Here is a 12593-nt window from a genome sequence, read left to right on the forward strand (position 1 = left end):
CCCGCCTTCGATAGCTGGAATAATACGCGCCCTGAAACTGAGTTACTGGGCGCTTTTTTATGTTGCAAGCTATGTCTGAAGTTACGGCGAGTCAAATGCCTGAAGAATTATCAAAAAAACAAACTACCCGTCTGAATAAATTACAAAAGCGTCTACGCCGTGAAGTCGGTAGTGCCATCGCCGACTACAACATGATTGAGGATGGCGATCGTGTTATGTGCTGTTTGAGTGGCGGTAAAGACAGCTATGCCATGCTCGATATTCTGCTTAATCTGCAGCAACGCGCACCTGTGCAGTTCGAAATCATCGCTGTTAACTTAGATCAAAAGCAGCCCGGTTTCCCAGAAGATGTTCTACCTGCCTATTTAGACAGCCTAAATGTTCCCTATCACATCCTCGAGAAAGACACCTACTCGATCGTGAAGGAGAAAATTCCAGAAGGCAAAACCACCTGCTCTCTATGCTCTCGTCTACGCCGCGGCACCCTCTATGGCTTTGCTCAGCGCATTGGCGCGACTAAAATCGCCCTTGGTCATCACAGAGACGATATTATTGAGACGCTTTTTCTTAATATGTTTTTCGGCGGCAAGATGAAAGCCATGCCACCTAAGCTACTCTCTGACGACGGCGCTAACGTGGTGATCCGCCCACTCGCCTACTGCCGCGAAAAAGATTTGGAAGAGTATGCAGAGCTTAAAAAATTCCCGATTATTCCCTGTAACCTCTGTGGCTCTCAGGAAAACCTTAAGCGCCAAGCGGTGAAAGACATGCTCAATCAATGGGACAGACAATTTCCTGGACGTATTGAAACCATCTTCACCGCCATGCAAAACACTGCGCCATCGCAGGGGGTTGACCGTGAACAATTTGATTTTGTATCGTTAAAACGCGATCCTAACGCTCCCATGAAAGGTGATGTTGCTGAAGCCAATCTTCCCGCGTTCGATTTTCTCGATATTGCAAACAGCGGTCATATCGATTTAGATGCGGCAAAACGGATTGATATTGTTAACGTTTATGAAGTGTAAGCACCATTAAATGTAAAAAGCCCACTACTGTGGGCTTTTTTGGAGTTCAAAATGCGCTATTTCACCCAAGGACTCAGTACTGTTGGGGCTTGGCTAAATTGCAAAGAGGACAAGGTGTTGAGTTGCTCGACACCAAGCTTGAAGCTGCCATTGACCTGTTGCTCACGACCATCGAGTATCACAGTGATTGTTTGCTCTTGGCCAAATTCAAAGTTTAACCCTGCAATAGGCTCCTTAAAATAACGCATAGGAAAGCCCTGCATAGCTCCTAATAAGGCATCCATTTCAGTAACGATTTGCTGTAAACGCTCTTTATCATATTGCGCGTGAGTCTGCTTCGCTCGTACTTGCATCGCAATTGCGCAGCCTTCAGCCTTGCCATCAAACTCCAGATTAACTAATGCACGTTGATCTTTTAGGGCGTCGTCAAAAGGAATAAAGAGCCGTTGGGCGGCGGTATAAGTCAATGGCGTTGTATTTAACTCACTTGATATTGTACCGCGTTGAATATGGCAATTAGGCAATATAGGAACGCTAAATGCAATTTCAACTAACTGATAGTTCCCTTTGTTGACCTGCTTTAATCTGTCATAAAACCCTTTATACTCAAGGGAAATTGTCTCAGCCTGCACACTTGATGTGCACAAGCAAAGTCCCGCTAACAACCATTTTTTAAACATCCGCCTTCACCAAGTATTTTGCATTGTGTCGTAACATATCGAGTAACTCATCGATATAAGCTTCTTGCCTTTCAGAATAATTTACTAACCCATAGATCAATTGGTCGGCATTTAGCTCAGCTTCCTGAGCGCGTAAATCTGCGCGAATTGAGCGAAATAGGTTATACGCGGTATTTGAGTTCAAATTACGCATATAGGAGGATACTGAAGCATCAACCGATGGGAATATTTTCACCTCATGGGTTTTGCCAGAACCTCGAGAGGAAGGCACTATGCCGCAGCCATTACTAAAACACCATTCACCAAAAAAATTAAATCCTTCACGCGCGAATCGAGAACTACCCCACCCGGACTCATTGGCAGCCTGGATCAGAACCATCGATTCGGGAATGATATCGACCCGCTTGAGTAAACTGTTGAGGGATTTAGCATCTACGTTACGGGCAGCATATAGATATTTATCAAATAGCTGATTGAGTTGCGCTGACTGCGAGTCAGATAATGCATTGCCGTTCTCTACTATCGCTAGCATGTCAGTAATAAACTCTCGCTCGCTAGCAATAATTGCGTTTTGTTGTTGAACGATAGGTCTTAAAAAGTCGAAAAAGGCACGTTTTTTTTCCGCTACATCAGTGATAGCAGAAAAATCGGGAACTTGTGTAACGGGGTCTATGGCGTTTTCCAGTTGGGTTACGATAGATTCTGGCTCATCAATTGTAGGAACGAGCAATAATCTTAGCGAAAAGATCGCCAAGATCACTAGGGCTAACGCGAGTATAAACGAACCAATTCTACCCGTTTTCAATAAGTCACCTTTAATGTTGAGTCACTCGTGGCAAAATAAGCGCCAGATTATATGTCATATCTTGAAATTCACGAAATTTGGATGCAAAAACACCCATTTATTCCAATGATTGCGTTCAACCACAGAAAAAATGCGATCTCGAACTTAAGTATTGACTGTGCGTGTGAATTTTTAGTGCATGCATTTGACCGAGCTTTTATACTAAGGTTCCGCTAGCCTCGGCGACGACAAGCATCAACGCGAGTCAACAACAAGGCAGGATTTTTCGGGTATTCAGGAAGGAACCCTTATGCAGCAGATCTTAAATCAATTCAATCATGTCGTCGCTATTGGTGGTGGTCACGGATTAGGACGTGTACTCTCATCGCTTGATTTTCTGGGCAATCGTCTCACCGGTATTGTTGCTACTACGGATAACGGTGGTTCTACCGGTCGATTAAGAGCTGAGCAAGATTGTATCGCTTGGGGCGATTTACGCAATTGTTTGTCCCAACTAGCCCATCGCCCATCCGTCGGTTCACAATTATTTGAGTATCGTTTTCAAGGTGAAACTGAACTGAGTGGCCATAATCTTGGCAATCTTATGCTGCTTGCACTCGATAAACTCTGTGTCAGGCCCCTAGAAGCTGTCAATCTTATTCGACATATGCTTAAGATTGAAACCAATATCATTCCGATGTCAGAACAACCAACACATTTGGTTGCCTTACAAGCTTCAGGTTCGAAAGTATTTGGAGAGGTTAACGTCGACAAAATGAATGAGGCACCTATTGCCCTGTGTCTAGAGCCGCAAGTCAATGCTACAGCAGAAGCCTGTGAAGCCATTCGTCGAGCCGATTTGATCATCTTGGGGCCTGGGAGTTTTCTGACCAGTATTATGCCGCCGTTATTATTGCCCTGCTTTGCTAAAGCGTTAGCAATGACAACTGCCCCTGTGGTTTTTATCGATAATCTGAATGAAGAAGCATCCCCCGCTGGCCAATTTAGCATTGAGCAACGCATTTCATGGTGCCATCAAGTGATCGGTAAGCCGGTGATCACTAAGGTGCTGCGCCATTCAGAGCAATTACGACTAGGCACCTTAGTTAATTATTTCCCCTTAAGAAATCGCCACAACCCGCAATTGCATGATCAGGCAAGCCTTCGTGATGCATTATGCGCCGTACTGCGCATAAAATCAGAGTTACCATTAGAAACGTTGGCGTCATAATCACTTTTTTAACTTCGCACAAAAATGCTCAAGTTCGAAACAACATAATAATCAAAAGGACAGCCTAGGCTGTCCTTTTTGTTATCATCAATCAGATTATACGACCTGAGCAATCGCTTTACAGATCGCAGGCATATTGGCTTTAGTCATTCCAGCCACACTAATACGACCAGAACCGACAATATAAACTCCAAATTCGTCTTTTAAACGGGCCACTTGTGACTTATTCAAGCCAGAGAAGCTAAACATACCATTTTGGCGCGAAATAAAGCTAAAATCTTGAGTCACACCCTCATCTTTTAAGCTCTGTACAAACAGAGTACGCATAAGGGCTATACGCTCACGCATTTCAGTCAGCTCTTGTACCCAAAGGGCTTTTAATGATGCGTCATTCAAAATAGTGCTAACGATTAACGCGCCGTGTGCTGGTGGATTTGAGTAGTTTGCCCGAATTGTGCGTTTCACTTGGCTAAAAGCGCGGACAGCTTCATCTGCATTGCGAGCAACCACAGTTACAGCACCGATACGCTCATTATAAAGCCCAAAGTTTTTAGAGAAAGAATTTGCGACTAACAGCTCAGGCACTTTTGAAGCGACTAAACGTAAGCCTGCAGCATCTTCTTCAATACCCGTTCCAAAACCTTGGTAAGCAAAGTCAAACAAAGGCACTAATTGTTTGTCTGCACAGAGATTAGCCACTAAATCCCATTGCGCAAAAGTCAAGTCAATACCCGTTGGGTTATGGCAGCAGCCGTGCAGTAGAATAATGTCACCCGCCTGTGCATTGGCGAGATCAGTCATCATGCCATCGAAATCGATATCGTGAGCACTGGCGTTGTAGTAACCGTATTCTTTAACCGTTAACCCTGCAGTTTCAAAAATATTCTGATGGTTCGCCCAAGTTGGGTTACTTACCCACACAGTGCGCGATGGCGTGTTGCGCAGTAAAAACTCGGCTGCAATACGCAGTGCACCAGTACCGCCTGGCGCCTGAGCGGTCGCAGCACGGCCTGAATTGACCAGCTCACTGCCCTCGCCAAATAATAGCTCTTGTACCACGCGGTTGTAGGCTTGAACCCCTTCAATACCTAAATAATTCTTGGTCTTCTCTTGCTCAAGCAATAGGGCTTCTGCTTTCTTCACTGACTGCAATACTGGAGTCTGCCCTGCTTCATCCTTATAAATGCCAACACCGAGGTTCACTTTATCTTGGCGTGGATCTGCCTTGAAGGTATCGGTTAAACCAAGGATGGGATCAGCGGGTGCGAGTACTACCTGAGAGAAAATCATGACTACTTATCCTAAATGTTCACGTGTAGGGGAAATTCGGCTTATTTATACCACTGTCTTAAGAGGGGGAATAGCGCCTATTGCCGCATCTTAAGGAAATAGTTTGGCTATTATGGATTGATTAAAATAAATAACAACTAAATGAGAGATCATTTATGTGAAAGCAGAATTTTTAGATAAATATGATTTTTTAGAGGCAGATCACTATGACATCATAGATAAATTTGTAGGCGTTTTGGCAATAAAAAAGGCCTAACAAATGTTAGGCCTTTTCTAATTATGGTACCCGAGGCCAGACTTGAACTGGCACGCTGTTACCAGCGAGGGATTTTAAATCCCTTGTGTCTACCGATTCCACCACTCGGGCAAACTCTTCATATTAACAACGGGAATCATGTCATCAATATATTATATCTATGGAGGCGCGACCCGGAGTCGAACCGAGATCGACGGATTTGCAATCCGCAGCATAGCCATTCTGCCATCGCGCCATCTTTCCAATCTATAAGATTGGAGCGACATATCGGGTTCGAACCGATGACCTATACCTTGGCAAGGTATCGCTCTACCAACTGAGCTAATGTCGCATTAAAGTCACTGCTTAACTTGATTTAGTAAGCATGGTAGTCACGCTACTGCGCGTTACCTGACTGCGGATTGGCATTCTACCGATTTAACCTTCAGAGTCAATCAACAAATTTAAAATATTGCGCTTAAGCAAACTGTTTGCCCAATATTCAGCCACGGCGACATAAACTTGTCGATGGAGTAAACAATTTGGAGGTGACGCCAATTGTGGAGCAATTCGCACATGGCTATATTAGTTTTTTAGTTGTCGGATAATTTAACGCTTATTCGCCATAAACGCCTGATGCACTGGCCATCGTTGATTATAAACGGCTATCATCTGACTTGGTTACAGGAGCGTTGCTTGCATATTTGTCAAAAACAATTACTCATCCGAGAACAGACATCCAATAATTCACAGTCTCCACAATCGTTTTTTGCGCGCACCATTATTATGTTTTTGAAAATGTTAATTTTTAAAAATTTTAATGTTCTTAGTACCCCAACCCATTTCATTCATCAACATTTTTACAAGATGATTGCCGTCTTATTAAAATGGCAAAGTAAAACACTTGCAGAAAAAGGTATAACAGGATTTTATGCAACAATGTTAGGATCGTAGATGTTGATAGCGAGCTCCTTAATTGCGTATGACTAAAACAAGGAACAAGCTGCATAGCAGCAACATGGAAAAACGTCTATTGAGTTACACTTAGGCTTTAGAAGAGATTCTTTGGCTTTATTCTGAAGCTTTATGAACCAGCCAAAGAACCCCTCTAACAATAAAACCTAAACTTAGAAGATTGAAACACTGACTCCCTATAAATTACACCTTAACCGTTCAAGATTAAGGTGATATGGACTTTTAATGGTTGACAGTTAGCTGTGACTATAGATCTTCAGCTTTGAACTCAGCTATCGACTCACCGCGAAACTGTTTCTTCAACTCAGCCTTGGATAACTCGTTTAATTTGCCGCCAGCCCCAATGGTGAAATGATCTGTCTGCTCTAAGCGGCGAGCTTGGTATAGCATCACCACTTGTAATGTCGATTCACGCTGTGCCTGCGTTAAGACGGTTCCATCTTCCCATTTGCCTAATTCTGCTGCGCTACGAAGTCTGTCGTAGACTTCAACAGGCATTTGATCGATCACTTGATTTATGTCGGTCATACACTCTTTCGCTTATGTAATACGATTCTGACGCGGGTGATTAAATAACCCACAAAACCAAATACAAAACAGATGCCCCCTATGGTGGCACGTAATCCTTCGGCGGGCTCTCCCCCCCAAAACCAAATGACCACTCCGGCAATGAACAAGCTCATGGCCATAAAACTTTGGTTCATCAACCTGCTGGATTTTTGAATATGGCTTATCCGCGTAATCGAGCCATTATCACCAGTGGTTTTAGCCTCACAATGCGGGCAAGCAGGTGCTTTGCTCGACATTCGTTTGCGACATACAGGACATTCAATTAATGCCATAGTTGTACCTATCTTAACTTATCCACCACAGCGAGCATGGCAATTAATGAGGCTTCCCCTAAGTAAATACTGCGCTCAGGAGACCAACCCACAAAAGGATCTTGCAGGTTGTTGTTGTCTTTAAATGGCATTTCGAGGGTATTGGATAAACAATCGAAGTTTTGCGCTACCCAATTCGACGCCACCGTTAGGTTGGCTTGACCAGGTGCATCTTTGGTGTAACCAAATTCGGTTTGAAAATCGGCGCTCGCAAGGGTCAATGCCTGAGTAAAATCGGCTTGGAGCTTTGCCAATCTGTCACTGTAACCGGGCACCCCTTCGCAACCTGCGAGGAACACATAAGGCAGACCTTCGTCACCGTGGACATCGTAGAATAAATCCACGCCGGTTTGCTGCATTTTATGCACGACATGGTAAACCTCTGGGCTTCTTTCTAAACTCGGCGTTTGCCATTCGCGGTTAAGGTTAACTCCAATCGCATTAGTTCGTAGATGACCTCTAACGCTACCATCGGGGTTCATATTGGGTACAATGAAAAAGTTTGCTTTATCAAGCAATGCTTTAGCTGTTGGGCAATCATTATCAAGGAGGCGATTAACCAACCCTTCAACTAACCATTCCGCCATAGTCTCGCCGGGATGTTGTCTTGCTGTGATCCAAATATTGCGCTTGTCTGGATTGCCATCACCGACTTTCATCAAGGTGATATCACGGCCGTCCAAAGTTAAGCCTAAATGCTCTAGATTCACATCGGGATGCAATTGCGCGTTGCTGAGTAAATCTAAATGGCGCTCATAGCTGTACGGCGCAAAGTAGGCGATTTGAATCGCATCACAGTCAAGTTCAAGCTGAATACTTAGCTTGCCATCAATATATTGGGTTGGAACGCGAAACCAATGCTGACGATCATAGCTGGCAACCGCGTGGTAATCCTGCCAGCCTTTAGGATAGGAAGCCGTACCAGCATTGATGATATTTAAGGCGTAATGATCACCCACTTCACCTTCGAATCTGAAGTTAAACCATTGATAAAACTCACCGCCCGCATCGGGACGGATCGCCAGTTGAATATCGTCTTTATTATCAAGATTAATGACTTGGATATTTCCGCCATCAAAATTGGCACTGATCCGCATAATGATTCCTAGTTGGTTATTCACGTGAGGGTAATGATGCTTAACATGCATCTACTTTTATGCCCGTTAGAATAAACCAAATCGGTTTCAGGGGAAAATGAAAGCGACCAATTTTAGCTAAGATGGCATCGGTGGTACTTTTATTCACCAATGCCTAAGCCATCACTGATTAAACCGTAAAACTGTAACCTTGGCCCCGAACGGTGTTGATTAAGGTTCGCGGTAAACGGGTATTGGCCAATTTTCGCCGAGTATTGCTAATATGCATATCTAAATTACGGTCAAAACGGCCTAAGTCCTTCTGCAATACCGACTTTTGCAGCTCCTGCTTAGTGATCACTTGTCCTTTACGTTCAAAGAGATACTTAAATAACCTAAACTCGGTTTGAGTTAATTCAACAGCATGTTTGCCGATAGTAATCCTATAGGACGTTTCGTCAAATCTAACCGATTGAACGGTTGCGACTTGTTCAATGGCCATAGGAGGCTTGGGCCGCTGCACTAACCGTCGCTCTATAGCCTGCAAACGTACCAATAGCTCCTTAATGCTAAAAGGTTTGGTCAAAAAATCATCTGCACCAAGTTCATAGCTTCGTATCCTGTCTTCTTCATTATCGCGGGCTGATAACATCATTATCGGCGTCATACATTCCCTTGCCTGCAATAGCTCAAAACCATCCATTTGCGGCATTACCAAATCGAGCATGACAATGTCAGGCGCAAAAGAGCGGATGCATGCCAGCCCTTCAACACCATTTACTGCACATTCAACCTCATGTCCTTGCGCTTGCAGCACATCAGTTAACCACACTCGGAATAAATGATCATCATCGACTAACAGTATTCTACTCATCCCTAAACACCAAACGAGAATCAATATCATTTATGTTACCATAACTAAATATTTGTCTCTAGCATTAGAAGATGATTAAAAATCAGTTTCCACTTAATTGTGATCAAGTTGGCAGCGATAGATAAAGGCTTGTAACCTTTTACACCAAAAAGAAAAAGCGCCCAAAGGCGCTTTTGAGGATAAGTTCAATCTTGAAGATTAGAACTTAACAGTCACACCACCATAAATGGTACGACCAATAGTGTCGTAAACTTCTGGTACTGTACCACCATCACTACCGTTAGATACGGTCAATGGTTTTTCATCGGTAAAGTTCTTCACACCCAAGCTAACAGTGGTGCTGTCGTTAACGTGGTAGGTACCAGAAATGTTGTGATAAATGATATCACCCACTTTGTTACCACCTTCAAGATCACGCATGTCACCGATGTAACGGTTGAAGTACATAACACTCCAATCGTCTTGACCAGCACTGATGCTAAAGTTGTTACGAACACGAGAATATGCACCGAAGTTACCATCGATAGTTCCAGTGTAGTCAACACCATCTTGCTCAAATTGAACTAAGTAAGTGGTATCATTGCTTACTTTCCAATCTAAACCAATTAACTCGAAGTTATAGGCTAAGTTAAAGTCAATACCGCTTGTATCTTGAGAACCCACGTTTGTCAGTGCATTTGACAGATTGGTTAAATCGCCACCTGCACCAATGTTAAACTTGTCACAAGCTGCAGTATCACCAGCAAAACAAGCATCTAAACCGTCTTGAGTGTTAGCACGAGCAATCGCATCAGTTACCTTGAAACGCCAGTAATCTAATGTCAAAGACATACCGTCAAGATAACTTGGCGAGTAGACTAAACCAGCGGTGTAAGACTCAGATTCTTCTGGTTTCAAGTTAGGATCTGAAATGCGATTTACTAGGATTTGAGGATCCTTAATATTACCCCATGGGTCAGTTAAGTAATCGAATGAGCCTGAGTTACCACCATAGAGTTCTGCAACACTCGGCGCACGGAAACCTGTAGCTGCAACAGTACGAATCATCAGTTCATCTGTTGCAGTATAGGTTAAGCCAATCTTCCAAGTCGTTGCTTTACCGAAGGTTGAGTAATCATCTAAACGCAGTGCAAACTCACCAGTAAGTTTTTCAGTGAACGGTACACTCACTTCTTGGAAAATAGAAACTACATTGTAGTTACCATTTGTTGGGTCTTGCTGAGCAGAAGTACTTTCACCCGCAATAACCACTTCGTCTGGCGTGTAGAAACCACTTTCACGACGGTACTCTGCACCGATAGCGAAACCTACAGCACCAGCACTCAAATCAAATAACTCACCGTTTAAGCCTGCAGACAGAGTTTGTTGCTCATTGCCACCTTTAGCTTCTTCAGTGTAGCTAATCGCATCAATCATTTGCTGAGTTAATGGTGCGCCACTGAACCATGCAGCTTGATTGGCCAGCACTGAAGCTTTCATATCAGAACCGTTGATTGAGTTTTCTACAGCAGTTTTAGCCTGGTTTTTACCATAGGTGTATGTGACATCCCAGTTCATACCAGTATGTACATCCAGAGTACCAGCTAAACCACCAGATAAACGCCAAGTATCAGTATCTTGAGTGTAAATACGTGGACCAACGTCATTAGTACGGCGACGGTAACTAACTTGACCATCTTTATTTGCAGTGATACCACCAGCGATCATTGCTTGATCTAGTGTCAAACAATCTTTTTGACCTGCAGTTTTACAAACATCCAAGAAAACTTCAGCAGGTTGGGCGGCCATTTGCTGATTAGAACGACGGTTAGTGTAGATAGCGTCAGCAGTTAATACCACATCGTTACCTAACTCTTGGGTCATATTCGCAAATAGGCTGCGACGTTCATTTGGAGTTTGATAGTAACTATCTTGTGTAAAATCATAACCATAAGTACGGTCAACCCAGTTGCCGTTTGCATCTTGAACTTTACCGCCTAAGGTGCCTGTTGGGATATAAGAACTTGCACCTGGCTCAGTCCAACTACGGTCACCTTGAATTACACCACGACGGTCTGCGTAAGCTGCACCAAATGTGTAGTTACCACCATCAGTATTAAAACCATATAGCGCACTGACATCACCGTTTTGACCATCGCCTTTATCGGTACCGCTACCGTTCATATCAAACTGGAAGCCTTCAAAGTCTTTCTTAGTGATGATGTTCACAACGCCAGCAATCGCATCAGAGCCATATACCGCTGAAGCACCATCTTTCAGGATTTCAACGCGAGCGATCATCGCAACAGGGATAGAGTTTAAATCCACAGAACTGTCAGCGCCCGAACCTGAGTTCACCATGCGACGACCATTTAACAAAACGAGAGTACGTTGCGAACCCATACCACGTAAGTCAACTTGTGCAACACCATCAGCGCCGTTGTTAGTGGTTGAGCCAACTGCCGCACCCGCCATTGAGGTTTGAACTTGTAGCATTTGGTCTACAGAGGTAAAGCCTTCGGCTTTAATTGCAGCAGCATCAATAACGGTAACAGGAGAAGCTGTTTCCATGTCTTGACGTTGAATACGTGAACCCGTCACTTCAATACGTTCAACTTTTGCTGTCTCTTCAGCCGCAAATGCGCTTGATGCCACAAAGGCACCCGCAGCAATTGAGCTAACGACTGCTAAATTAATAGCCGACGCCACTTTGGTTCTTTTGATCATGATGAATGCTCCCTAGATCTTACTATTATTTTTATGCTTACAGCTTGTACAACTAATTGCTGTACAACTGTTGCGCTTGATACTGAGGATTCACTTTCATTCAGTCAACGTCCATTTTTTTAACCTGCCGCCACAAATTGTTTGTTTATCTATAATAGATTGTTTCTTGATTGTAATATCTATATATCAAATGCTTTCGCGCAGACTAACTAAGCAGTTAAAACTAAGTTTTATCCATTTTAAAGGGATTTACACTGTTAAAAAGCAAACATTTTCGCAACATCGCGACAGCTTTAAAGTGTGACTATCGTCACACTTTTTTGGCGATAAACTATCTAACGCACAGAATGCTGTGGTGTCTAATAATGAAAAAATATGCATATAAGTAATTAACGTGATGCTAAAGCTTGAGCAAACATCAGCAGTTTCAATACATCAGATGATACAAAATGAATAACTTGTGATTTTTATGCACCGCATCGGCAGGTAACACACAAATGCAACAATTAATTGTCAATTTAGCACATAAGGATATTCCTTTGATTTGATGCGGCAAGCTTACAAAAGTACAAACAAGTGAATGGTAATACTGAGAAAAATGAGAAATGAAATTTGACTAAAACTATCTTTATAACTTTTAAAATAGTTTAAACGAGTCAAATCTCGATAAAACGACTTATCATAATTTGACTGATATTCACCAGTGAAATCCCCATAAACTCACATAAACAGCGCTTAGATAAGACGGTTGCTTGCACAAAAAAAATTCAAAAAATATAAAAACAAAAAAGCGGCATAGGCCGCTTTAGTATATTAAGTAATAGATAAGCGAT

10 protein-coding genes and 3 tRNA genes are annotated in these 12593 nt (G+C 43.0%); 2 read left to right on the forward strand and 11 right to left on the reverse strand.

Annotation, left to right across the window (positions count from 1 at the left end; all coding sequences use genetic code 11):
• The first annotated feature begins 59 nt into the window (after nt 1-59).
• Complete coding sequence (gene ttcA / locus H9J30_RS20875) at nt 60-1028, forward strand: tRNA 2-thiocytidine(32) synthetase TtcA (RefSeq protein ID WP_240132734.1); 969 nt, start codon at nt 60-62, stop codon at nt 1026-1028.
• Nucleotides 1029-1084: 56 nt separating this feature from the next.
• On the opposite strand, the gene H9J30_RS20880 is transcribed toward ttcA, so the two are convergent.
• Both H9J30_RS20880 and H9J30_RS20885 read right to left on the reverse strand, forming a co-directional pair.
• Entirely contained in the window at nt 1085-1708 is a 624-nt protein-coding gene (locus H9J30_RS20880; protein ID WP_240132735.1) for a DUF2987 domain-containing protein, read from the reverse strand.
• A complete protein-coding gene (locus H9J30_RS20885) occupies nt 1701-2513 on the reverse strand; it encodes a glucosaminidase domain-containing protein (protein ID WP_240132736.1) in 813 nt (270 codons plus the stop codon). The genes H9J30_RS20880 and H9J30_RS20885 overlap by 8 nt, the downstream gene beginning before the upstream one ends.
• Nucleotides 2514-2802: 289 nt before the next feature.
• On the opposite strand from H9J30_RS20885, the gene H9J30_RS20890 reads away from it, so the two are divergent.
• Nucleotides 2803-3723: a YvcK family protein gene (locus H9J30_RS20890; protein ID WP_240132737.1), complete on the forward strand. Its 921-nt coding sequence runs from the start codon at nt 2803-2805 to the stop codon at nt 3721-3723.
• 96 nt (nt 3724-3819) lie between these two features.
• Here H9J30_RS20890 and H9J30_RS20895 read toward each other — a convergent pair whose 3' ends face one another.
• The 9 genes from H9J30_RS20895 to H9J30_RS20935 form a co-directional block, all read right to left on the reverse strand.
• Nucleotides 3820-5013, reverse strand: coding sequence for an amino acid aminotransferase (locus H9J30_RS20895; RefSeq protein WP_240132738.1), 1194 nt, complete (start codon nt 5011-5013; stop codon nt 3820-3822).
• Nucleotides 5014-5293: 280 nt separating this feature from the next.
• Nucleotides 5294-5380 (reverse strand) — tRNA-Leu (locus H9J30_RS20900).
• A gap of 50 nt (nt 5381-5430) precedes the next feature.
• Nucleotides 5431-5504: transfer RNA gene (locus tag H9J30_RS20905), tRNA-Cys, on the reverse strand.
• Nucleotides 5505-5524: 20 nt separating this feature from the next.
• A tRNA-Gly gene (locus tag H9J30_RS20910) sits at nt 5525-5600 on the reverse strand.
• An 869-nt stretch (nt 5601-6469) separates the two neighbouring features.
• A complete protein-coding gene (locus H9J30_RS20915; RefSeq protein WP_240132739.1) occupies nt 6470-6751 on the reverse strand; it encodes a YeaC family protein in 282 nt (93 codons plus the stop codon).
• Entirely contained in the window at nt 6748-7065 is a 318-nt protein-coding gene (locus tag H9J30_RS20920; protein WP_240132740.1) for a zinc ribbon domain-containing protein, read from the reverse strand. The genes H9J30_RS20915 and H9J30_RS20920 overlap by 4 nt, the downstream gene beginning before the upstream one ends.
• 8 nt (nt 7066-7073) lie before the next feature.
• Nucleotides 7074-8201, reverse strand: a complete 1128-nt coding sequence (locus tag H9J30_RS20925) for a M14 family metallopeptidase (protein ID WP_240132741.1) — start codon at nt 8199-8201, stop codon at nt 7074-7076.
• 169 nt (nt 8202-8370) lie between these two features.
• The gene (ssoR, locus tag H9J30_RS20930; RefSeq protein ID WP_240132742.1) at nt 8371-9054 is read right to left on the reverse strand and encodes a response regulator transcription factor SsoR; all 684 of its coding nucleotides are present in this window, start codon (nt 9052-9054) and stop codon (nt 8371-8373) included.
• Between the two features lie 198 nt (nt 9055-9252).
• Nucleotides 9253-11760 (reverse strand): TonB-dependent receptor, encoded by a 2508-nt coding sequence (locus H9J30_RS20935; RefSeq protein WP_240132743.1) that lies wholly within the window; start codon nt 11758-11760, stop codon nt 9253-9255.
• Between the last annotated feature and the right edge of the window lie 833 nt (nt 11761-12593).

This window comes from Shewanella cutis (assembly GCF_022410515.1).
Classification (GTDB): domain Bacteria; phylum Pseudomonadota; class Gammaproteobacteria; order Enterobacterales; family Shewanellaceae; genus Shewanella; species Shewanella cutis.

Coding starts and splice junctions, on each gene's coding strand:
- ttcA (WP_240132734.1), top strand. CDS start 60: ATGTTGCAAGCTATGTCTGAAGTTACGGCGAGTCAAATGCCTGAAGAA.
- H9J30_RS20880 (WP_240132735.1), bottom strand. CDS start 1,708: ATGTTTAAAAAATGGTTGTTAGCGGGACTTTGCTTGTGCACATCAAGT.
- H9J30_RS20890 (WP_240132737.1), top strand. CDS start 2,803: ATGCAGCAGATCTTAAATCAATTCAATCATGTCGTCGCTATTGGTGGT.
- H9J30_RS20895 (WP_240132738.1), bottom strand. CDS start 5,013: ATGATTTTCTCTCAGGTAGTACTCGCACCCGCTGATCCCATCCTTGGT.
- H9J30_RS20915 (WP_240132739.1), bottom strand. CDS start 6,751: ATGACCGACATAAATCAAGTGATCGATCAAATGCCTGTTGAAGTCTAC.
- H9J30_RS20920 (WP_240132740.1), bottom strand. CDS start 7,065: ATGGCATTAATTGAATGTCCTGTATGTCGCAAACGAATGTCGAGCAAA.
- H9J30_RS20925 (WP_240132741.1), bottom strand. CDS start 8,201: ATGCGGATCAGTGCCAATTTTGATGGCGGAAATATCCAAGTCATTAAT.
- ssoR (WP_240132742.1), bottom strand. CDS start 9,054: ATGAGTAGAATACTGTTAGTCGATGATGATCATTTATTCCGAGTGTGG.
- H9J30_RS20935 (WP_240132743.1), bottom strand. CDS start 11,760: ATGATCAAAAGAACCAAAGTGGCGTCGGCTATTAATTTAGCAGTCGTT.